Genomic DNA, 23,282 nt, shown 5'->3' with positions numbered 1-23,282 from the left:
GAATTCATACATGTAAGGGCGTGATTCATCACGCCCGGGGCGCAATGAATTGCTCCCCTGCATCATCAATCACCAATCACGGGTTTGCGAGATGACCATGACAAAAAAGACTGCCATCCCCCTGCTGGTTCTGCTGCTGCTTCTGACCCTGGCCGCCGGCTACTTTCTCGGCGCCGGGCGCCATGCCGATCGGGCGGTCACCGTCCCGGCGGGCGAGATGGTAACCGCCGCAAAGACGCAGTACACCTGCGGCATGCACCCTTTCATCATTCAGGACGAGCCCGGGCTCTGCCCCATCTGCGGCATGAAGCTTACTCCCCTCAAGGCCGGAACGAGCGGTCAGGCCGCTGCCGAGCGGAAGGTGAAGCTCTGGAAATCCCCCATGGACCCGACCTACGTCCGCGAGGAGCCGGGCAAGGACCCGATGGGGCACGATCTTGTGCCGGTCTATGAGGAGGCAGGCACCGGCGGCATCGTCGTCGACCCGGTCACCGCCCAGAACATGGGGATCCGCTCCGCGCCGGTGGAGCGCCGCAACCTCTCCCGAACCCTGCGCACCGTCGGCCTGGTCACCTACGAGGAATCGCGCCAGTATTCGATCAACAGCAAGATCGACGGTTGGATCGAGCGCCTGCACGTCAACGAGACCGGCCAGATGGTCCGCAAGGGGCAACCCCTCCTGGAGATCTACAGTCCCGAACTGGTGGCCGCCCAACAGGAATACCTGCTCGCCCTCGACAATGGCCGTCGGCTCGCTGAAAGCCCCTTCCCGGAGATCGCCGACAGCGCCCGCCGGTTGCGGGAGGCGGCCCGCACCCGCCTGAGTTACTGGGACATCTCCGAGAAGCAGATTTCCGAACTTGAGAGGACCCGTCAGTTGCGTAAAACCCTTACCCTCTACAGCCCTTACGGCGGAATCGTGACCGAGAAGAAGACCTTCGAAGGGATGCGCGTCATGGCCGGCGAAGAACTGCTGCAGGTCTCCGACATCTCCAGGGTCTGGGTCAACGCCGACATCTACGAGTACGAACTGCCGTGGATCAAGCTGGGCCAGGCGGCGTCGGTGGAAATCCCCTTCGCCGTCGGCAAGGTGCTGGAAGGGAAAATCACCTACATCTATCCCTACCTGGACAACGAGACCCGTACGGTCAAGGCACGGATCGAATTCCCCAACCCGGGCCTCGAACTCAAGCCGGACATGTACGCCAATGTGCGCATCGAAACACAGGCCGTGAAGGATGTACTGGCGATTCCCGGCAATGCGGTACTCAACTCCGGCAAGGGGCAGACGGTCTTCGTCGCCCGCGGCGAGGGACGCTTCGAGCCGCGCGCCGTCAAGACCGGCGTGGGCGACGAGGACGGCTACGTGCAGATCCTCTCTGGCCTCAATGAAGGAGAGACGGTGGTGACCAGTGCCCAGTTCATGCTCGACTCCGAAAGCAAGCTGCGCGAGGCGATCCAGAAGATGCAGGAGCCGAAGAAGCCGGCGAAGCAGGAAAATCTGGACGATTTGTTCAAATAATCTTTGTCGGACCCGTCTGACTCCTCCGACAGGTCCGACAAGTCCGACAAAGGCTGAATTCTCATGCTCGAACGCATCATCGACTGGTCGATCCGCAACAAATTCATGGTGGTCCTGGTCACACTCTTTGTGATCGTCGGGGGCATCTACTCGCTGAAGAACACGCCGGTCGACGCCATCCCGGACCTCTCCGACGTGCAGGTGATCATCTTCACCGAGTACCAGGGGCAGGCGCCGCAGGTGGTGGAGGACCAGGTCACCTATCCGCTGACCACGCAGATGCTCGCCGTCCCCGGCGCCAAGGTGGTGCGCGGCTACTCCTTCTTCGGCTACTCCTTCGTCTACATCATCTTCGAGGACGGCACAGACATCTACTGGGCCCGTTCCCGGGTGCTGGAGTACCTGAACTACGTCTCCGGCAGGCTTCCCGCCGGCGTCACCCCGACCCTGGGACCGGATGCTACCGGCGTCGGCTGGATCTTCGAGTACGCCCTGGTCAGCGACCGGCACAACCTGCAGGAGCTGCGCTCCATTCAGGACTGGTATCTGCGATACGAGCTGACTGCCCTGGAGGGGGTCTCCGAGGTGGCGAGCCTGGGCGGCTTCGTCAAGGAGTACCAGGTAGCATTGGACCCCAACCGCCTGCTCGCCTACAACATCCCGATCACCATGGTCGAGATGGCCATCAAGAACAGCAATCTGGACGTCGGCGGCGGCGCCATCGAGATGGCCGAGACCGAGTTCGTGATCCGCAGCCGCGGCTACATCCAGAATCTGGCCGACCTGCAGAACGTGGTGGTGATGACCACCGAGCGCGGCACACCCGTGCTGCTGCGGGACATCGCCGAGGTACGTCTTGGGCCGGAGATGCGCCGCGGGGTCGCCGAGCTCAACGGCGAGGGGGAAGTCGTCGGCGGCATCGTCGTCATGCGTTTCGGCGAAAACGCCATGAAGACCATCGACAACGTCAAGCGCAAGCTCGAAGACCTCAAGGCTGGCCTCCCCGAAGGGGTGGAGATCGTCACCGTCTATGACCGCTCGGGGCTCATCGAGCGGGCGGTAGAAACCCTCAAGGAAAAGCTGCTGGAAGAGAGCATCGTCGTCGCCCTCGTCACCGCCATCTTCCTCTTCCATCTGCCGAGCGCCTTCGTCGCCATCTTCACCCTGCCGGTGGCGATCCTGATGGCCTTCGTCATCATGTATGCCCAGGGGATCAATGCCAACATCATGAGCCTGGGCGGCATCGCCATCGCCATCGGGGCGATGATCGATGCGGCGATCATCATGATCGAGAACGCCCACAAGCACCTGGAGCGCGACCGCGGCAGGAAGCCGCACTGGGAGATCATCCGGGATGCCGCCAAGGAAGTCGGGCCGACCCTCTTCTACAGTCTGCTGGTGATCACTGTCTCCTTCGTCCCCGTCTTCACCCTGACGGAACAGTCGGGGCGCATGTTCAAACCGCTCGCTTTCACCAAGACCTACGCCATGGGGGCGGCGGCCCTCCTTTCGATCACCATCGTGCCGATCCTGATGGGCTGGTTCATCCGCGGCAAGATCAAGCCGGAGCACGCCAATCCGGTGAACCGGCTGCTGATCCGCCTCTACCACCCGGTGGTCGACTTCGTCCTCAAATGGCGCAAAGCGACCCTGCTGACGGCGCTGCTGCTGATGCTCTCCATCGCCTGGCCGCTCTCGAAGATGGGCTCGGAGTTCATGCCGCCCCTGTACGAGGGAGACCTGCTCTACATGCCGACTACCCTGCCGGGGCTCTCGGTGACCAAGGCGAAGGAGGTTTTGCAGCAGACCGACCGCATCATCCGCCAGTTCCCCGAAGTGCACCATGTCTTCGGCAAGATCGGCCGCGCCGAGACGGCCACCGACCCGGCGCCGATGATGATGGTGGAGACGACCATCATGCTCAAGCCGGAAGCAGAGTGGCGGAAGGTTCCGACGCACCGCTTCTATTCAGGTTGGTCCGAATGGACTGAATTCCTCAAAGAGCCCCTGCGCTGGATCTGGCCGGAGGAAAAGACGATCAGCGTCGATCAACTGGTGGACGAGCTCAACGCCTCCATCCAGTTCCCCGGCCTCACCAACGCCTGGACCATGCCGATCAAGACCCGCATCGACATGCTCTCCACCGGCATCAAGACGCCCGTCGGCATCAAGATCATGGGGCCTGACCTGGCGGTCCTCAGCGAACTCGGCGCGGAGATCGAGGCGGTCATGCGTACCGTTCCCGGCACCCTCTCGGCCATCGCCGAGCGCACGGTCGGCGGCTACTACCTCGATTTCGACATCGACCGGCTGGCCGCCGCCCGCTACGGCATTCAGGTGGGGGACATCCAGAACGTCATTCAGACGGCGGCCGGCGGCATGATGGTCACGCAGACCGTCGAGGGGTTGGAGCGCTACCCGGTAACCCTGCGCTACGACCGGGATTTTCGCAGCGACCTGCCGGCCCTGAAGCGGATGCTGGTGCCGGCGCCGAACGGCGCACACATTCCCATGGAGCAACTGGCGACGATCACGGTGCGGAACGATCCCGACAGCATCAAGAGTGAGAACGCCCGCCGCACCGCCTGGGTCTATGTCGACATCAAGGGGATCGACGTCGGCACCTACGTGAAGAGCGCCCAGCGGACGGTGGCGGAGAAGATCAAGCTCCCCGCCGGCTACAACATCGTCTGGAGCGGCGAGTTCGAGTACATGGAGAAGGCCAAGTCCCGGCTGATGGTCATCATCCCGCTGACCGTCCTGATCATCTTCGTCATCATCTACATCAATACCAAGAGCCTGATCAAGACGGGGATCGTCTTTCTGGCCGTGCCGTTCTCCCTGGTCGGGGCCTTCTGGTTCATGTACGCCCTCGACTACGACACCTCCATCGCCGTCTGGGTCGGGGTCATCGCGCTGGCCGGCCTCGACGCCGAGACGGGGGTGGTCATGCTCCTCTACCTCGACCTGGCCCACAAGCTCTGGGGAGACAACGGCCGCATGCTGACCCGCGGCGACCTCAGACAGGCGATTCACCACGGAGCAGTCAAGCGCATCCGGCCCAAGGTGATGACCATTGGCGTCATCATCGCCGGCCTGCTGCCGATCATGTGGAGCCACGGCGCAGGGGCGGACGTGATGAAACGGATCGCGGCTCCCATGGTCGGCGGGGTGGTCACCTCCGGCATCATGGAGCTGATGGTCTATCCGGTCATCTTCTACCTGTGGCGCGCCCGGAAACTGGAAAAGTCACTGGTGCCCACCTCCGAGGAGGAGATCGAGGAAGGGGAGGGCCACGCGGCAGGCCGCCAGGCGTGATAAAATTAACCCGGCGGCAAAGCCGCCCCAATCAGCCAAGGAGAGAAATGATGAAACAACTGAACGCAATTCTGGTCGCAATTTTCCTGCTGGGACTTCCGCTCGCTGCCGGCGCTATGAGCCACGAAAAACACGAACACGGCAAAATGGAAGGCATGAAGATGGAAGAAGGCATGTTCATGCTCGGCGAAGAGACCGAGGAAGGGGTCAAGGCGATGGCCCACCTCAATGATGTCAAGGCGGCAATGGCCAAGGTAGGGATGAAGGAAACCCATCACTTCATGGTCGCCTTCGTCGACACCGCTTCCGGTAAGCAGATTACCGAGGGGACGGTGGCGGTGAAGATCAAGGATCCCGCCGGCAAGGAAAGCGATCCCGTCAAGCTGATGGGGATGGAGGGGCACTTCGGCGCCGACATCGTTCTGCCGGAAAAAGGAAAATATGAGTTCAAGGTGGGCACCAAGCTTCCAGACGGCAAGACTCGACAGTACATGTTCAATTACACTGTGAAATAAGGCATTGAGATGAAAGGGCTGGGCGGGACCGCAGCCCTTTCATCTTTCGCCTGCCGTACCGTTTACCTGGAGGTTCGAGATGGTGCGAAAATCTTTTCTCGGCCTGTTCATTCTGCTGGCGGCGGTGCTGCTCACGGGATGCGAAAAGAAAACCCCGGGGTTGCCCGCCGGAGCGGTAAAAGCGAACCCGGCCTACCTGGAAAACTTCGGGCAGCCCCCCACCCCGGAAAGCGGTACCTGCTTCGCCCGCGTCGGATTTTTTCCGCTGCGCAGCGATCCGGGCAAGGTCCGCCCGGTGCCTTTCTTTCTCTTCCGCGAAGACGGGCAGTTGCAGCTGGTACTGGCTCGGCTGGTCAGCGGGGAAGTAACCTTTCCGGAGGAGAGCGACCTGTTCAACCCCTTTCCCGCCGGTACCCGCCTCAAGGTCGGTTCGCTGGAGCAAGGCGTGGCAGAGTTGACTCTGAGCCTGGACGGCAACTCCACCGCTGCGCCGGACCTCGCGGCCATGGCCGCAGCCCTCACCGAGACGGCAGTCCAGTTCAACGAGGTGAAAAGGGTCCGCATCCTTGTCGACGGAGTTTTCCCGCCAGGGATGCCCGACGGCGGCTTTGGCCATGAACCGCAGCGGATCGCCTCCCCCGACGTGCCGAACCTGCTGATGGTGATCGGCAACTGGGAGCAGGGAGCCGAAGAACCGGAAGAAATTCTGGCCAATTTCGACCGCCCTGTCACCATCGGCAGCTTCCGGCTGCAGAATGCAGGCGGCCAGGAGGTCAAGGGGAAGTACTACCAGTCGGCCTTCGATATGGCCGTTGTCATTCATCCTGAAAACCCCTCAGCCTACCGCGAGGGGGTCTCCCTGTCGGCCGCTTGGGATGTCATCGATGCTCTCGGCCGTCAAGGAAAGGGCGAGGCGATATTTCGTCTGCAACGCCACGAGCATCCAGCGGAAAAGAAAGAATGAGAAAAATGTCGCGGTAGCCGCCCTAACGCAGGGCGACATCGACCAAAAAGTCGTTCTCCAGCCAGTTTCTCCCCAGCAGCAGCCGATACTTCATCGCCGAGCGGTCGTTCAGGTTGACCAGTACCTGCTTTTCCTCTCCCTGCCAGCCGACGGTCAGGTTGACGAAGAGTCGCTCCTCTTTTCCCTCCGAGGTGCGGATGTTCTCGGTTTTCTCCACCCGAGCGGTCAACCTGCAGGACTCTCCCTGCTCATTTACCACGGTAAAGGCAACCGGCAGCCCGGTGCAGTCGGCTCCTTCCGGAAGCGGGCCGGCGACCTCGATGTCGACGGCGTGAATGGAGGTCGTCGCCGCGCCGGTGTCCATCCGGCCAAGGAAGGAGAGTCCGGCTTCCTCAACGGTCACCACCTCGGTCGCCCCGACGATCCTTTTCTCCAGCGCCTCTGCGGCCGGGGCCAGGAGGGTCAGGCCAGCCAGCAGGAAAACAGGAAGGATCTTTCGGGTAAACAGGCGATAATAGATCATGCAGCAACTCCGGGCGGGGAGGGAAATTCCAAAGAATGATAGCCCAGGTGGGCAGACGGGCACAACCCCGGGCGGAGCTTCATCCGTCGATTTCGAGCCCCGGCAATGCTTTCTGGCCGGTCCCGCTTGCAGATCGCATCCGGCTGATTGGCAGGCTTGCCAACCGCGAGCCACCTGCTAAAGTATCAATACATTGAGACTTTCTCCCGTGACACCAGGGGAGAGAGGGGCTGCCGGCGACAAAAGCCTGGCATTCATGACCGAACAATCCCGCCTTGGCGATAGACTGAACCTATGAAATGGAATCGGGACATCTCCTACCGATTGGCCCTCCTTGTTCTGGTGCTGCTTCCACTGACCCTCATGGGTTACAAGATCTTCGTTCTGCGCTACCCCCTGGCCGCCCTGCTTCCTACGGTCGGCTACCGGGTCGATCTCTCTCTGCAGGTGGACGGTCACGGTGGAGACGTCTCCGTATCCACCTTCCTGCCGCGTTCCGATCATCGGCAGGTCATCGGCGAAGGGCAGAACGCCTCCGGCACATTCCTTTTCACGCTCCAAACCGAAGGGGAAAACCTCATCGGCAGCTGGACGGCGGCCAACCTCAACGGGCCTCATAACATTCTTTACACCTTCACGGTCTCCCCCCGGCACGTGCGGTATCTCCTTCCGGCCGGCCTGAAAATTCCGGCCTTCTACTCACCCGCCTTCACTCCGTATCTGGAGCCCACCCCCGGCATTCAGGTCTCCGACCCGCTGATCGAGCAGGCGCTGCAGGAGATCCTCCCCGGGGACCTGCCGGACATTGCGACGACACTGACCGCCATTCACCGCTATATCCAGGACCAGATCGAGAATCGGGACTTTTCCGGTTACACCGATGCCGTAACGGCACTCAAACTCGGTGAAGCGAGCTGCAACGGCAAGAGCCGGCTCTTCGCGGCCTTCGCCCGCAAGCTCCATCTGCCGGCCAGGCTGGTGGGCGGGGTAATCCTGGAGCAGGGGAGCAAGCGAACCTCCCACCAGTGGGTGGAAATCTACGTCAACGGCCACTGGGTCCCCTTCGACACCGTCAATGACCACTTCGCCGAGATCCCGGCCAACTTCCTGACCCTCTACTACGGCGACCTGGTCCTGTTCCGACACGCGCCCAACATCAACTTCCGGGCTCTCTACAAGATCGACCGGACCCTGGATCCCCGTCCGGAGTTGCAGGATTCCCTGGCACGTTCGCCGCTGACCATCCTGAACCTCTTCGGCCTGTTCGAACAGGTGGGCATTTCCCGGAAGCTGCTGGAGATCATCCTCATGCTCCCTTTCGGTGCCCTGGTGACGGCGGTGCTGCGCAACGTGGTGGGTCTGGAGACCTTCGGCACCTTTCTGCCTGCCCTCATTGCCGCTGCGGCGCTGGAAACCGGCCTCTGGTGGGGGATTTTCGGCTTTCTGACCATCATCCTGCTCGGTGCAGCGACCCAACGCGGCCTTGATGCCTTGCAGATCCTGCACGCCCCGAAAATGGCCATTCTTTTCGTAACAGTCATCATCCTCATGCTGACCATGACTGTTGCGGGGTTGAAGCTCGGGCTTATTGCGCTGGCTCACATCACCCTTTTTCCAGTCGCCATACTCACCCTCACCGCCGAGCGCTTCGCCCAGGTCCAGGCCGAATACAGTTTCGCAGCGGCAGCCAGGCGGCTGTTCATGACCGTGCTCGCAGTGGCAGTCTGCTATGGTGTCATGCACTCTTCCGTCCTGCAGGCACTGGTCCTCGTCTTCCCCGAATGCCTGCTGCTCATCGTCGCCTTCGACCTCTGGCTGGGGAAATGGGTCGGCATTCGGGCCTCGGAGTTCATCCGCTTCCGTCGGCTGCTCCAGAAGGAGGCACCTTGAAAGCAAAGGGCTGGCAGGCGATGGTCCACTGGCTCCTCTCCCCGGAGGCCGGCCAGGTGCTCGGCATGAACCGGCGCAATCTGGGCTACGTCTATCCCTTTAATCCCAAGCGTTTCCTCCCATTGGCAGACGACAAGGTGCTGACCAAGGAGGCGCTCGGCCGTGCCGGAGTGCCGGTCCCGGCCACTCTCGGAACCTACCGCCATTTTTTCGAGCTGCGCCGGCTTGGAGAGGACCTGGCTCCCCACGAGGAGTTCGTCATAAAACCGGCGCGGGGCCGGGGCGGCGGCGGCATCATTGTTGTCGCCGGCAGGGCCGGCGCGTCCTGGACCGGCATCAGCGGCCGGGTGCTGAGCATCGAAGAGCTGCGCAAGCACATCACCGACATCATCTTTGGCGTCTACTCCTACGAACTCGCCGATGCTGCCCTGATCGAACAGAGGGTCCGGCAGCACCCTGCCATGGAGGAGTTGAGTCCGTTGGGGCTGGCCGATGTGCGGGTTATTCTTTTTCGGGATAACCCGATGCTGGCCATGGTCCGGGTGCCCACCCGAAAATCTGAAGGACGTGCCAATCTCCACCGAGGCGGCATCGGCATCAGCATCGATCCAGAGTCGGGAAAGACCAATCAAGCTCTGCATGGCCGTCAGGAGGTTCGTCGTCATCCCGACACCGGCGCCGTGCTCTCCGGTCGGACCCTCCCTTACTGGGACGAGATTCTCAGGGTCAGCCGTTTGGCCGCCGAGGTTTTCCCCCTCAAATACATCGGCATCGACGTCGCCATCGCCGAGACCGGGCCCATGGTGCTGGAGATTAACGCCCGGCCGGGCCTGGAGATCCAGAATGTCACCCGTCGCTGCCTGCAGGCGCTGCTCGGAGAGCGGGGAGAGGCGTCATGAGCTTCCTGCGGGAAACGTTCTGGCCGTTTGTGCTGCTTCTGGCCGCGGGACTCCTGGCCCTGGTGCTGGTGAACCTCCGGGTCGCCCGCGAAACGGATCGCGTCACCGTCATCGCCATCGGCGAGCCCATGACAGAGGGAGGCTACCCGGTCGCTGCGGGCGAAGAGGACGAACTCGATATCGGACCCGGACCTTCGTGGGAGGAGGTGCTCGATCCTCTCTACGCCGAAGCGCGACGGCTCATGGTGAAAGGAAATGTGGAGCAGGCACGGCAGCATTACGAGAGATTGCTGTCCCGACAGCCCTCTTCGCGAATTCTCAACGATCTTGGACTGCTGCACCTGATCCAGGGAGAACCGCAGAAGGCGCTGGACTATCTGGACCGCGCCATCACCACCAACCCGGTCTTCCCACCCAGCCATTACTACCGGGCCGAGGCCCAGGCCGAACTGGGCCGGACCGAGGAAGCCCTGCGGAGCTATCAGACCGCCGTGAACCAGATGCCCTTCCATTTCGACGCCCGCTATCGGATGGGCGTAGCCCAGATTCGGAGCGGCCGGGAGGAAGCGGCCCTGTCGAGTTTTATCCTGGCCTCTTCCCTGGCCGGGGGGGAGAAGCGGGCGCGCGCTCTCTACAACGCAGGGGTGGCCAGCAAACGGCTGGGTCGGGTCGAGGAGGCGGAAGAATTCTTCCAGGAGGCGATCCGGCTGCAACCCGGGTACCTGCGGGCACGACTCGGCCTGGCCGCACTGGAACCCGACGACGCGGCGGGGCGGGCCAGGGCCAGGGAACAGTTTGAGAAGATTCTGCAGCTCGACCCCGGCCATGCGCCGACCTGGTTGCATATCGGCGTGCACCACTCGGCGGCAGGGGAACTGGAGGAGGCCGAGGAAGCCTATCGGCAGGCGAGCGGACTCTTCCCCGAGTATGGCAAGGCCCGCTACAACCTGGGGCTGATCCTTCTCGAACAGAAACGCTGGGGGGAGGCGAGAAGCCAGTTCGAGTGGCTTCTATCCCGCGACCCGGAACATGCCGAAAGCCGCTTCAACCTTGGCCGGGTTGCTCTCGGCGAAGGGCGGCTGGCGGATGCTGTTGTCGCCTTCCGCCAGGCGATTGAGCTCAAACGGGGAGAGTATCCGGAGGCCTACTACAATCTTGGACTGGCCTACGCGGCCCAGCAGAACGACCATGAAGCCATCCGTTCCTATCGGGAGGCCCTACGGCTGCGGGAAAGCTGGCCGGAGGCCTACTACAACCTCGGCCTTGCCTATCTGCGGCAGGAGATGTGGGAACAAGCCGAGGTCTCCTTTAGCCGGGCGGTCGTGCTGGAGCCCCGTTATGAACGGGCATGGTACAATCTGGGGGTCCTCTACGCCCGGCAGGAGAAGAACGAGGAGGCGGTGCGCGCCCTGCGGAAGGCTCTCGATATCCGCCCCGATTATTCCGAGGCCAGGCTCAACCTCGGGGTACGTTTCGCCCGAATGAACCGTCACGGGGAGGCGATCCGCGAATATCTCGCGCTGCTGGAGAAGGACGGAACCCATGCCGGTGCCTGGTTCGACCTGGGGCTGGCCTACCTGGAGACGGCCAGTCCGGGGCAGGCCGAGGCGGCCTTCCGCAAGGTCATGGAACTGCAGCCGGAAAACACCAGGGCGTTGCGGCTGCTGGGGGAGTCTCTGGTCGCCCAGAAGAAGTACACGGAAGCGGTGCAGGTCCTGCGCCAGGCGGTGGATGCCGTTCCAGCCGATGTGAGGCTGCGCCTGGAGCTGGCACAGGCCCTCAGGAAGGCCGACAATCCCGAGTCCGCCCGGCGACAGTTGGAGCAAGCCTTGCGGCTGGACCCCGGCAATGAAAGGATCCGGCGAGAGATGGAAAGACTGACTAGAGCGCGGAAGGGGGAAAAACCATGAAGCTGGTGAGGGTTTGTCTGGTCGTTTTGGCCGCTGCCGTATCAGCCGTCGCACCGCCGGCGCCGGCGGCGGAATATTCCCTGAGCGGGGCGACCGGCCTCGGCTACGACAGCAACGCCTTTCTGGCGCCCGAACACGACTACTTCGACCCCATCGTGGGCGCGATCGTCTCTCCACGGAAAAGGTCGGGGTTCTTCGTCCCCCTGGAGGTGGAGGCGGATCATGCCGCCGGCGGAGACAGACTGCGCTGGCTCTCTTCCCTCGACTTCCGCAGCAATCAATTCTTCCAGGAGCGGGTTGACAACGCCGACACCTACCGCACCGACCTTTTCACCGGCGTAGAATATCTACTGGGGCGCAGGGGACCCTTCCGCGACCGGGTCACCGTCGGCCCCACCTTCGCCTACAACCGGGAAATCTACGTCGACCGCGATACGGGTCTGGAGCGAACCACTGCGGTCACCGCAGCGGACCTCGGCGACCGCTACATCTACCATCGCTACGGGCTGCAGGCGGAACTGCGGATGCGGACCACGCCGGTCAGATATGCACTGAAAGGGGAGTGGAGCCGCTACGACTACAAGGAAGTGGCGGTTCTTTCCTCACTGGATCATCTCTACTACCGTCTTGGCGCCACCGCCGAGTACGATCTTTCCCCCTCCACCACTCTCGAGTCCGGCCTCGCCTACTTCGTCCGCGACTTCGAGGATCGGCCGCCCCGGGACCGAGCGGGAAACCTGGTGCCGGCCGGCCCCGACCGCCGCTACCGCTACTACGACTTCGACCTCTCCCTGGCGCACGAGATGTCCAAAGGGTGGAAGATCTACCTGGAATACGGCCTGCTGCTGCGGGACGACGATTTCGTTGGGTACAACGATTTCACCCGGCACCGCTACCAACTCCGCTCGCGGCATAGAAGCAATCTGGGGGAGATCGACCTCAAGCTCACCTGGTGGGAGCGCGACTATCCCCGCGCCTTCGCATTCGACAATCCCGCCTTTCCTCGCAAAGCCTACGAGACCTGGGAAGCCGAGGTCAAAGGGGAGATGCCCCTGAAGGGAATCTGGAAGCTCTGGACGAGCTACGAATACATCGACCAGAACTCCGTCGACCCTCGTTATGAATACAGCCGCCACCAGATTGCCGCCGGCATCAAGGCCGAGCTGTAGACGGCCACCAAACAATACCACTTGTCCAGGAGCCGCCGTTGGCGGTATCCTCGACACAGTTAGAATTTTTCCGGACAGTAAATTATCCCCAACGAACGGAAGGTTTCATGCTGGCGAAAATACTCGGATTCAGGAAACGCAAAATGGAAGACCAGACCGCCGGGGAGAGGGCGGGAGAACTGTTCGCTTCCGGCCTCAACTGCGCCCAGGCGGTATTGCAGGCGACCACCGGGATCGACGACCCTCGCATGATGGAGATGGCAGAAGCCTTTGGCGGCGGGGTCGGCGGCAGCAAGTGCCTGTGCGGCGCGATCTCCGGGGGCGTCATGGCCCTTGGCTGGAGCGGGAAGGGGAGCAAAGCGGGAGAGCTTGTCTCGGAGTTCAAAAAGCGACACCGAGTGACCTGCTGCGTTGCCCTCACCCGATCCTATGAATGGAAAAGCCGGGAACACCTGTCCAACTGCCGCAAGATCACCGAAGAGACGGCAGAGATCGTCGAGCGATGGCTCAAATAATAACGGTCGGATCAACAGATCCAGCATTTTGCCCCGTGGCCGGCGCTCCTGGTCGCGGGGCTTTTTCGTCTGCAGGATTACAAAATGCCTCGCAGGTCGGCAAAACACTCAAACACTGTTTGCAGAAATGCGAAGACGGCATTCCGGATTGCTTCCGAATACAAGTCACCGTATTTCGGTGTCTTTTATGTGACAAGCGGGGACCAAAATCCTTAAGCAAGCAAGCGACCCTTAACGGCTCTTTCGCAATCCTGCAAAACCAACCGGATATCCGGAGGCCGTTAATTCGAGTAGTAAATCTAATGCCCCGAAAATAAAGAGAAATTATCGCCATTCATTTTTATAAAACATTGGTATGTAATTTGCTGATTGGTATGCCGATGCGAAACCTGTGGCGTTCAGGGAAAAAAGACACTTACCCGATGGCCGTATTTACCGCGGGAAACACGCCCGGAAAATCTTTCGGCAAAGGAGGTCCAAACCATGCAAGTTTTGATTAAGGGTATGACACAGGCCTACGAGGAACATGGTGCTGGCCCGGCAGTTCTCCTGCTCCATGGGTTGCCAGCGGACCACCGTCTGCGGGAGAGCCATATTCAGCCGCTCGTGCTGGCGGGGTACAGGGTGATTGTTCCGAATCTTCGCGTTTTCGGGGAAGGTTCGACGTCGGCTGGTGATTGCAGCATCGATGTCCTGAGCGACGATGTCATCAGGCTGCTGAATTATCTCGGTATCGGCCGGGCGGCCGTTGTTGGGTTGTCATTGGGCGCCCATGTCCTGCAAACTCTTCTGCAGCGTTACCCGCAACGGCTGGCCGCGGCCGTTTTCGTCGAGCCTCGCAACCGCATGGGCATCGACACGGAAAACGAGTGTTTAACGGACCTGGTTGCCAAACGCAGGGTTTCCGGCGGTCTGCTCGGTTTTTTAAATGAGGTGAAGCGGTTCCGGCCTCGCTGCCAGTTGTATCGGCAGGTGGCCTGACCCGTGGCGCTGTTGCAGGGGCGGCCCCCTGTGGCCACTCTCGACGGGGACAGGGCCTGCCCCTACGTTTGCTTTGTCTGCTGACTGTCCCTGAGCAATGCAGCAATGGCGGACATGAGTCGATCGACGATGAGCAGGTGGGTTTCCTTGCAATCCTCGAGTACAAAAAGGTCGGAGAAATCCAGGGGAGGACCGAAGACCACAGCGCCTTTCTGGCCGATCCCCGGAAACTTCCAGCGGTTCAGGCCGCTGAGTGCCGTGGGAACCACGGCCGGCCGGATATCGTAAATCAGCTTACCTACCCCGCGGTTCCCTTTGCCGAGAACTCCGTCGCGGTTGCGCGTCCCTTCCGGAAAGAGCATCACCTTCTCGGTCTGCAGCAGTTCGTTGAGCGTCTTTCCCGCCCGGACGTCCCGCCCGCGTTTGACCGGAAACGCCCCCCACGACCTGAACAGTGCGCCGAGAAGAGGGTTGCTGAAAAGCTCTTCCTTGGCTGGCGCCCAGACCATCTGCATGGGGTGGTGCCGCATGACCGCCCAGGGGAGGAAAACCGTTTCATAGCCCGAGATATGGTTGGAAGCGAGTAACACTCCCCCCTGGCGGGGGATATTCTCTGCACCATAAATCCTGAACCGGTTGATGAAGGAGGCGTATAAACCGACGATATAAGAGGCGAAGGTGGCCCAGAAACGGCGCAGCAGGGATGCTTTCAAGTGATCCTCGAAAGAAGGATGGAAGTTGGCAAGGTCGATGCGGTTATATACCATGCCCGCACTCGGAGCGGCAATCCCCTAACGCATTATTCCTGGAGTTATGTGCCAGCGCGGGTTGACGACAACTGGTTCTTTGGCCTTTCGTTCCGGCTGGAAATGAAGTATTTTAGCCCCTTCGAGGAGGTCCATGAAACAGACGGTTTTCTGCCGAAAATGCCTGCTGGCTCGACTGGCGGCCCTGCTGCTCTGGGCCGGCTGCCTGCTCTGGCTCTCTCTTACGCCCACGCCTCCGAGCCCGCCTTCGGAGCTGTTGTCCTGGGACAAGCTGCAGCATGCCGGAGCCTACGCCCTGCTGACCCTGCTGGCCGGGCGTTTTATTTCCCAATGGCGACCGCTCATTCGCCAACCCTGGCTTTACGCCCTGCTGGTCGCCGTTGTCTTCGGCGGCATGGTCGAAATCCTGCAGGGGACCCTGACCGGAGTCCGGCAGGCGGAATGGGGTGACCTGATAGCCGATGCCGCAGGCGGAATGGTGGTGGTTGTCGCAGCACTTATCCGGGAACACTGGCTGTTGCGAAAATCGTCATAAAGGTAGAGTCGGCTTCGATATGAGCGCGAACAAGCTGCATCACGAACAACTGCTCACTGCGGCGGCTGAAGGGGCTCTCATCCTGACGGCCAACAAGCGTCTCGCCCGGCATCTTGGCCGGCTTTATGACCAGCGGATGCAGTCGGAGGGGCGCCCGTCCTGGCAGACCCCGGCCATTCTCAGTGCCGAGGACTGGCAGACGCGCTCCTTATCGACCCTCGATGAGGGCTGGCGCGTGCTCCCCGCGGCAGCCGCCCGGCGCCTCTGGGAAGAAGTCGTCGAAACCGACGCGGCCGAATACGGTCTCGACTTGCTGCAAGTTTCCGCCAGCGCCCGCAGGGGTCGGGAAGCCCATGAACTGCTGGCTGAGTACCGGGCGGACTGCTCCGCTTATCCGCTGACCGACGACCACCGTGCCTTTCTGCGCTGGCGCGACCGCTTCCGGACGGCCTGCACCGCCGGCGACTGGCTCGATCCCGCCGAAAATACCGATTTCCTTACCGCCGCGCTTACGACCGGCCGCCTGAAGGTCCCGGAGAAACTGCTGCTGGTCGGCTACGATGAACTGCCCCCTTCCTTGCAGCGGCTTTCTGCGGCTGCTGCCCGGGTGGGTTGCGACGTGCGGGAAGTGCCGGCCCCGACCGCACCGGTTGGCCAACTGCGGCGGGCCGCCGCCTGCGACGCCGCCGATGAGGTCCGCCAGGCCGCCCGCTGGGCTCGCCGTCTGATCGAAGCCGGAGAGGAGCGGATCGGCGTCATCGCCCCCGACCTGGCGGCCTACCAGCCGTTGCTCGAGCGCATTTTCCGCGAGGAAATCGATCCGCAGTCGCCGCTGAGCTTCAGCAATGACGAATGCAGCTTCAACCTCACCCTTGGCTCTCCTCTGGCGCAGCTAGGACCGGTAGCCGCTGCCCTGGCGATTCTCTCTGCCGGTCCTCGCCTGACCCTCGAAGCGGCAAGTTTTCTCCTGCGTACTCCGTACCTGGGCGGTGCCGAGACGGAAAGCGACCGACGTTCCCGCTTCGAACTCAGCCTCCGCAAGCTGCGCTCCGACACCTTTTCCCTGCCCGTTCTGGGGGAGATGGCCCTTGGCCAGGAAGTGGGGGGAGGAGACTGCAACCCCATCCGTATCAAGACCATGGCTGGTATTTTCACTTCTCTGGCAAGAGACCTCCAGGAGCGCGACCGCCGGCTGCCCGGCGACTGGGCCGCCCGGTTCAGCTCCCTGCTGGAGCAGGTCGGATGGCCCGGAGAACGGCCGCTCGACAGTCATGACTTCCAGGTGATCGGCGCCTGGCGTGAGAAATTGTTGACGCAATTCTGCGTTCTTGACGCGGTCTGCCGTCCCTTGAGCCGAAGCGAGGCGGTTGCCCTGCTGCGCCGCATGGCCGGTGAAGAAGTGTTTCAGCCCAAGACCCCTGACAGCGGGCTTCAGGTCTGCGGCATTCTCGAGGCGGGAGGTCTCGCCTTCGACCATCTCTGGGTGCTCGGCCTGCATGAAGAGGCCTGGCCGGCGCCGGCCAGGCCCAATCCGTTTCTGCCGATCCCGTTGCAGTCGAAATATGCCATGCCGCATGCTGACCCTGCCCGTGAAGCTGTTTTTGCCCGCCGGGTCATGGAGCGCTTGCAGGCGGCGGCTCCCTCGGTGGTCTTCAGCCATCCGCTCCAGCAGGGGGATTGCGCTTTGCGCCCCAGCCCGCTGATCGCCGGGTTGCCGCTCGCCGAAGTCCCGCTGGCGCCGAGTCACGCCCCGCATCAGGCCTTTACCTACCTTCTCCCGGCAGTGGTGTCGCTTGCGGATTCCCGGGGGCCGGCGCTCGAAGAGAACGAGGTTGCCCGAGGCGGCACGGCGATTTTGAAAGATCAGGCGCTCTGCCCATTTCGGGCCTTTGCCCACCACCGTCTGGGTGTCTCCGCGCTGGAGAAGCCCTCGCCGGGAATCGATCCTGCCGCCCGGGGAACCCTGGTTCACGCGGTTCTGGAAAAATTCTGGGCGATGACCAAATCGCATGCGGCTCTGTGTGCGTTGACTGAGGAAGCGCTTCGCGAACGGGTGCTGGACTGTGTCAATGACGCTATTGACAGTCTCCTGCAAACGAAGGGGCGCCACCTGCCGCAGGCCCTGGTGGCCATCGAGCGGGTCCGACTCCAGCGTCTGACCGAGGAATGGCTGGCGCAGGTAGAGCGCGAGCGGACACCTTTCACCTGCGTCGAATGCGAGAAAATCCATGAAGAGAGTTTCGGTGGACTGAATTTCAGGTGCAAGATCGACCGCGTCGACGCGCTGGCCGATGGCGGCCGGGTGATCATCGACTACAAGACCGGCCGGGTCGACCTCGACGACCTGCTCGCCGAGCGACTGCTCGAACCCCAGTTGCCCATCTATGGGATAGGGGAGGGGGAGGCGCAACTTGCAGCCGTCGCCTTCGCCAGCTTGCGCCGGGGCGAATGCGCACTCAAGGGGGTCGCCCGTGACGAAGGCGTCCTGCCCAAAACGGCTGCCTTTGTCGAATCGAAGCTGGCGGAGAAGCACGGTATCGCAGGGTGGGAGGACCTCCTGAGCTGCTGGCGCCGCCGACTGGAGGCTCTTGGGCAAGATTTCGCTATCGGTGTCGCTACGGTCGATCCGGTCGATGTGCAGAAGGCCTGCCGGACCTGCGACCTCACCTCCCTCTGCCGGATTAGTGAGGCCACCGGCCCGATCGCCGGCGAAGGAGAGGCGTCATGAACACGCTCAGCGATGCCGCCGTCCGCGCTCTCGCCCTCGACCCGGAACGTTCTTTCATCGTCCAGGCTCCGGCTGGTTCGGGCAAGACCGAACTTCTGACCCAGCGCCTTCTGGCACTGCTCGCCAGGGTCCGTCGACCCGACGAGATTCTCGCCATTACCTTCACCCGCAAAGCCGCCACCGAGATGCGTCATCGCCTGCTGCAGGCCTTGGCGAGGGCACAAGGCGAGGAGCCGGAGCCGGAACACGAGCGTCGCACCTGGCGCCTGGCCAACGAAGTTCTCAAGCGCGACCGGGAGTGTGGCTGGCAGCTTTTGAACAATCCCTCGCTGCTCGGCATCCAGACCATCGACAGCTTCAACTCCTCGCTGGTGCGACGCATGCCATGGCTTTCCCGGTTCGGCGGCATGCCGCAGATTGCCGAGAACCCCTCCCGTCTCTACCGGGAGGCGGCCAGGCGGACCCTGGCGAGAGTCGGTTCAAGGAATGCGGGCGGCGCCCAAACGGCGCGGCTGTTGACGCACCTCGACAACCGGATGGAACTCCTCGAGGCGATGCTGATTAACATGCTGCAGCGCCGGGATCAGTGGCTCAGGCATCTGGTCGGAGCCGACCCTGGCGCCCGGCGCCACCTGCTGGAAGACGCCCTGGCCAGCTACCTAACAGCGCTCCTTCTGCAGGCCAGGGCCAGGCTGCCCGAAGAGCTTGCAGAGCCGCTGCTGGTCGTCGCCCGTTACGCCGCCGGCAATCTTGCCGACGAGCGCCCTTTGGCTGTTCTCGGCAGTTTGCAGCGGGTTCCCGGAACCACCTCCGGCGACCTGCCGATATGGCAGGGACTGGCCGATCTTCTGCTGACCTCCGCCGGTGACCTGAGGCGGCGGGTCGACAAGAACTGCGGCTTCCCTGCCGGCAAGCATGGCCCGGAAGCGGCCATGAAGGAGGCGATGCAGGCGCTCCTCGCCGATCCCTCCCTGGCCGCTCTCGCTCCGCTGCTGGCGGAAATCAGGCGTCTGCCGCCGCCAGACTACTCCGATGACCAGTGGCAGGTCCTGCAGGCCCTGATCGATTTGCTCCTGCTGGCAGCCAGGGAACTCTGGCTGGTTTTCCGCGAGGAGGCAGAGGTCGATTTTTCCGAGGTTGCCGGCCAAGCGCTGCGGGCGTTGCGAGAAGAGGGGGCGCCTTCCGAGCTGCTGCTGCGTCTCGACACCCGCCTCAGTCACATCCTGGTCGACGAATTCCAGGACACGTCCTGGCTGCAGTTCGAATTGCTGGCAAGGCTGACCGAGGGGTGGCAGCCCGGCGATGGCCGTACCCTGTTCGTGGTCGGCGACCCGATGCAGTCGATTTACCGCTTTCGTGAGGCCGAAGTGGGCCTGTTTCTGCGCGCGCAGCGCTACGGAATCGGCACCGTTCCCCTTGAACCGCTGGTGCTTTCTGCAAATTTCCGTTCCCGTGCCGGCATCGTCGAATGGGTCAATGAGAGTTTTTCCAGGGTTTTCCCGGGGACGGAGGACATGGCCTGCGGTGCCGTCCGCTACGCACCGGCCACGGCGGTTCACCCGCCAGGCGACGGGCCGGCAGTCTGTTGCCATCCGCAAGCCGGCCGGGACGACGCCGGGGAGGCGCAACGGGTCGTCGACCTCATCCGGGAAGCCTTGGGCCGGGGGGATGCCAGCATTGCCATCCTCGTTCGTTCGCGACCCCACCTTGCCCACATTTTACCGGCCCTGCGCCAGGCCGGCCTGCGCTACCTGGCGCAGGAGATCGATCCGCTGGCCGAGAGGCCGGTGGCCCGGGACCTGGTTTCCCTGACCCGGGCGCTGCTGCATCCGGGCGACCGGCTCGCCTGGCTGGCTGTGCTGCGCGCCCCCTGGTGCGGGCTGCCGCTCAACGACCTGCATGCTCTCTGTCGCGGCGAACGACAGGCCACCCTCCCGGCGTTGTTGGCGGATCCTCAGGTTCTGGGTCGCCTGACGCCTGACGGGCAGAAACGAGCCGCGCGGAGTTTTGCCGTGCTGCAGGAAGGTCGAAGACAGCGCGGCAGGGTTGGATTGCGGCGCCTGGTCGAGGGGTGCTGGCTCTCTCTCGGCGGCCCCGCCTGCTGTGACGCAGCTGCCCTGGAAGACGCGCAAAGGGTTTTCGGGCTGCTGGAGGAACTGGAAAGGGGAGGGGACCTGGTTTCGCTAGACCAACTCGAAGAGGGTCTGCAGCGGCTTTTTGCCGCCTCCGATGCGGCCGCCGGCAACCGGCTGCAGATCATGACCATTCACAAGGCCAAGGGGCTGGAGTTCGATACCGTCATCCTTCCCGGCCTGGGGCGCCGTGCCCGCCCGGCCGATAAACCGCTGCTTCGCTGGCTCGAACATCCGGAGTGCGGGCTGCTGCTGGCGCCGGTTGAGCCGCGGGGAGAAAACAGCCGCGATCCCATCTATGACATGATCGGCCGTCTGGAAAAAGAAAAGGCGGAACTCGAAGTCACCCGTCTGCTCTATGTAGCCGCCACCCGCGCCAAAAACAGGCTCCACCTGCTCGGACATGTCACCCACAATCAGAACGGTGAGGCCCGACCCGAGGCTGGCTCCCTGCTCGACAAGCTCTGGCCTGCCGTCTCTGAAGCTTTTGTCCCCGAGGCACCAGGAGAGCCGGCCACCATCGCCGCGGAGAGTTTTCCACCGGCCCTGCCACTGCGGCGGCTGCCGGCCGACTGGAAGCTGCCGACTCTGGTTGCCGCTCCGGTGAAATACGCTGCCGTTGCCGGCAGAGCCTCGGCTGTGCGCCAGATGCCAGCCGACGAAGCCGGGTTCTCCGGCCGGAACGGGGACCTGGGACGCCACATCGGTACGGTGGTGCATTACTGGCTCGAGCGCATCGCCCGCGACGGACTGGCGAGCTGGCCTCGCGAGCGCTTGGACCAGATGGAACTTCCCATCCGCCGCCAGTTGATTGCTCTGGGTGTTGCGGCGACATGGTTTCCGGATAGTACGGGAAAGATTCGCCGGGCGTTGCAAGCTGTCCTCGACAGTCAGCGGGGTCGCTGGCTGCTGGCGGCGCATCTGGAAGCTGCCAGTGAGTATCCTTTGGCCGGGATGCTCGATGGAGAGCTGGTCCATGCGGTTCTCGACCGAACATTTGTTGATGCGGAGGGCACCCGCTGGGTCATCGATTACAAGACGGGCTTACCCTTAAAAAACGAAGATCACGCGGTTTTCTATCAGCGCGAGAGGGAATGTTACCAGGAACAGTTGGCCAGGTACGCCGCCCTGTTCCGCAGCCTGGAGCCCGACAGGGCGGTCCGCACAGCCCTCTACTTCCCGATGTTCGATGGCTGGTACGAGCTGCCGCTCGAAGATCATGGGAAAGAAGGTAATATTGAGTGTAAAGCAGGGGATCAGTAAAAACGACCGGGGATAAATGATGTTCTTCGAAAACACCTGGCATGGCAGTTACGAACTCTCCATTACGGTCAAACTCCTGCTGGCTGCCCTGGCCGGCGGCATTATCGGCTTCGAGCGGGAAATGCACGGCCGTCCGGCCGGTCTGCGCACCCACCTGCTGGTTACCGTCGGCTCCTGCCTGATGATGATCATTTCCGAGGCCTTCCATCTGAAATACGGTGACCTGGGGGTCGACTCCGCAGTGCGCCTCGATCCCTCGCGGACGGCGGCACAGATTATCGCCGGGATCGGTTTCCTCGGTGCCGGCGTCATTCTCAAGGAGGGTGTCAATGTTCGTGGCTTGACCACTGCTGCCAGCCTCTGGGTGGTTGCTGGACTCGGGATGGCCTGCGGCATGGGGCTATTCGGACCTGCCGTCCTTACGACCATGCTGGCGTTCTTCAGTCTGTTCTTCCTCAAGAAGCTGGAGCCGGTCATCAAGAAGGACCGTTATCTTTTTCTGACGGTTGTCGCCGGCAGCGACAAGGATATTTATCCGGAGCTCGAGCGAATCTTTCGCGAGAACAAACTGCGGATTTCCGACGTCAGCTCCAGTCTCGACCTGGGAATGGGGGAAGTCGGCTACGACTTCATTCTTACGCAACATCGCCGGCGGATGGGGCGGGAGCTGACATCGGTGATCGCCGGTCTGCCCGGGGTTAAAAGAGTTAGTTTTAAATAACGGATGCCTCGCCCCGGCAGGATGCCGGTTCGATTTTCCCGCTGTCGTTCTGTCCAGCACCTTTTCGCAATTTTGCAAATCCCCTCCGGATAACCTCGCAGCGATGCAAAACGTCGTTTTGCATCGCTGCGCTCATGTCTGCATGACGCTTCCGCAAGCCTGCGGGCCATCTCTGCTCACTTTTTCTCATCTTTCCCTGCACCCCCATCCATTTTTAAAAACCTGATTTTTTGCATCGCTGCGAAAACAAGCGATGCTATCCGATGTTTGAGTTTGATTTTTAACTATATGAAATCATTTATTTTTATTGAATTATTTGAACGATATAAAACATTGGTATGGCGGTTGCTCAATACGTATACAAGAGTTGGCCGAGTATGAACTAAAAAAACCGATGAAGGGGCTACCATGCAGAATAAGAAGGTCTGCCCGTTTTTCCGCAAAGGCGATGATTACTGCGATGTCGGGTGCGGATACATCTCACCTGACGATGTCCGGATAATGGTGACGTATTGCAACTGTCGCCACGCGGAGTGTTCGAAATATCAGGAATTGGCCGTTCGCTTCCCGCACGAAGCTTTGCCACACATGGAGGCAACGGAAAATTTGGCGCCGCCGCGCGCCCACCAGCCGCACTTCGCGGGAGCCGTTGGCGGCAAGCCGCTTATTCCAGCGTTCAAGGCAAAGTGGCCCTTACCTTTTCATGTTCGCTTCGTGTCCGCTGGCTTCGACGAAAACCCTTATCCCACCAAGGAGGCTAAAATGAAACAGGAAAACACACTGCGCAAAGGGTGGACAGTGGTCCTCGCCGGCACCGGTATCAATCTGGCCCTCGGCATTCTCTACGCCTACAGCATGCTCAAAGGAGACATCGGCAAGCTCTTCAGCGGCTCCGGCGACCCCTACGCCGTGGCCTGCCTCGCCTTCGCC

The 23,282-nt window shown here is 62.0% G+C and carries 16 protein-coding genes; 14 read left to right on the top strand and 2 right to left on the bottom strand.

Annotated features, from left to right (window positions below):
* The first annotated feature begins 97 nt into the window (after positions 1–97).
* The 4 genes from VD811_01875 (at position 98) to VD811_01860 (ending at position 6,319) form a co-directional block, all read left to right on the top strand.
* Complete coding sequence (locus VD811_01875) at positions 98–1,522, top strand: efflux RND transporter periplasmic adaptor subunit (GenBank protein HXV19721.1); 1,425 nt, start codon at positions 98–100, stop codon at positions 1,520–1,522.
* A 63-nt stretch (positions 1,523–1,585) separates the two neighbouring features.
* Positions 1,586–4,840, top strand: coding sequence for a CusA/CzcA family heavy metal efflux RND transporter (locus VD811_01870; protein HXV19720.1), 3,255 nt, complete (start codon positions 1,586–1,588; stop codon positions 4,838–4,840).
* A gap of 50 nt (positions 4,841–4,890) precedes the next feature.
* Entirely contained in the window at positions 4,891–5,355 is a 465-nt protein-coding gene (locus VD811_01865; GenBank protein HXV19719.1) for a hypothetical protein, read from the top strand.
* A 79-nt stretch (positions 5,356–5,434) separates the two neighbouring features.
* Positions 5,435–6,319, top strand: a complete 885-nt coding sequence (locus VD811_01860) for a GerMN domain-containing protein (GenBank protein ID HXV19718.1) — start codon at positions 5,435–5,437, stop codon at positions 6,317–6,319.
* A 22-nt stretch (positions 6,320–6,341) separates the two neighbouring features.
* On the opposite strand, the gene VD811_01855 is transcribed toward VD811_01860, so the two are convergent.
* Positions 6,342–6,842: a RimK/LysX family protein gene (locus VD811_01855; protein ID HXV19717.1), complete on the bottom strand. Its 501-nt coding sequence runs from the start codon at positions 6,840–6,842 to the stop codon at positions 6,342–6,344.
* Between the two features lie 294 nt (positions 6,843–7,136).
* Here VD811_01855 and VD811_01850 point away from each other — a divergent pair, with 294 nt between their 5' ends.
* From VD811_01850 to VD811_01825, 6 genes are all read left to right on the top strand, one after another.
* Positions 7,137–8,732, top strand: a complete 1,596-nt coding sequence (locus VD811_01850; protein ID HXV19716.1) for a 7TM domain-containing protein — start codon at positions 7,137–7,139, stop codon at positions 8,730–8,732.
* Positions 8,729–9,631, top strand: a complete 903-nt coding sequence (locus VD811_01845; protein ID HXV19715.1) for a sugar-transfer associated ATP-grasp domain-containing protein — start codon at positions 8,729–8,731, stop codon at positions 9,629–9,631. The genes VD811_01850 and VD811_01845 overlap by 4 nt, the downstream gene beginning before the upstream one ends.
* Positions 9,628–11,541, top strand: coding sequence for a tetratricopeptide repeat protein (locus tag VD811_01840; GenBank protein HXV19714.1), 1,914 nt, complete (start codon positions 9,628–9,630; stop codon positions 11,539–11,541). The genes VD811_01845 and VD811_01840 overlap by 4 nt, the downstream gene beginning before the upstream one ends.
* Positions 11,538–12,710, top strand: a complete 1,173-nt coding sequence (locus tag VD811_01835) for a hypothetical protein (GenBank protein HXV19713.1) — start codon at positions 11,538–11,540, stop codon at positions 12,708–12,710. Before VD811_01840 ends, VD811_01835 begins: the two co-directional genes overlap by 4 nt.
* Positions 12,711–12,853: 143 nt before the next feature.
* Entirely contained in the window at positions 12,854–13,225 is a 372-nt protein-coding gene (locus VD811_01830; GenBank protein HXV19712.1) for a C-GCAxxG-C-C family protein, read from the top strand.
* 483 nt (positions 13,226–13,708) lie between these two features.
* A complete protein-coding gene (locus VD811_01825) occupies positions 13,709–14,206 on the top strand; it encodes an alpha/beta fold hydrolase (protein ID HXV19711.1) in 498 nt (165 codons plus the stop codon).
* A 62-nt stretch (positions 14,207–14,268) separates the two neighbouring features.
* Here the strand turns inward: VD811_01825 and VD811_01820 are convergent, their stop codons facing one another.
* A complete protein-coding gene (locus VD811_01820) occupies positions 14,269–14,973 on the bottom strand; it encodes a lysophospholipid acyltransferase family protein (GenBank protein HXV19710.1) in 705 nt (234 codons plus the stop codon).
* A gap of 133 nt (positions 14,974–15,106) precedes the next feature.
* Here VD811_01820 and VD811_01815 point away from each other — a divergent pair, with 133 nt between their 5' ends.
* Genes VD811_01815 through VD811_01800 form a run of 4 tightly spaced genes read left to right on the top strand, consistent with a single transcriptional unit; the run spans position 15,107 to position 22,352 of the window.
* A complete protein-coding gene (locus VD811_01815) occupies positions 15,107–15,508 on the top strand; it encodes a VanZ family protein (protein ID HXV19709.1) in 402 nt (133 codons plus the stop codon).
* A gap of 19 nt (positions 15,509–15,527) precedes the next feature.
* On the top strand, positions 15,528–18,236 hold the full coding sequence (locus VD811_01810; protein ID HXV19708.1) for a PD-(D/E)XK nuclease family protein: 2,709 nt from the start codon (positions 15,528–15,530) through the stop codon (positions 18,234–18,236).
* Positions 18,233–21,631: a UvrD-helicase domain-containing protein gene (locus tag VD811_01805; GenBank protein ID HXV19707.1), complete on the top strand. Its 3,399-nt coding sequence runs from the start codon at positions 18,233–18,235 to the stop codon at positions 21,629–21,631. The genes VD811_01810 and VD811_01805 overlap by 4 nt, the downstream gene beginning before the upstream one ends.
* Positions 21,632–21,647: 16 nt before the next feature.
* Positions 21,648–22,352 (top strand): MgtC/SapB family protein, encoded by a 705-nt coding sequence (locus tag VD811_01800; protein HXV19706.1) that lies wholly within the window; start codon positions 21,648–21,650, stop codon positions 22,350–22,352.
* The last annotated feature ends 930 nt before the right edge of the window (positions 22,353–23,282 follow it).

This window comes from Desulfuromonadales bacterium (assembly GCA_035620395.1).
Lineage (GTDB): Bacteria > Desulfobacterota > Desulfuromonadia > Desulfuromonadales > DASPGW01 > DASPGW01.
Note: the sequence above shows the minus strand (reverse complement) of the source record. Positions and strands in the feature narration are given on the sequence as shown.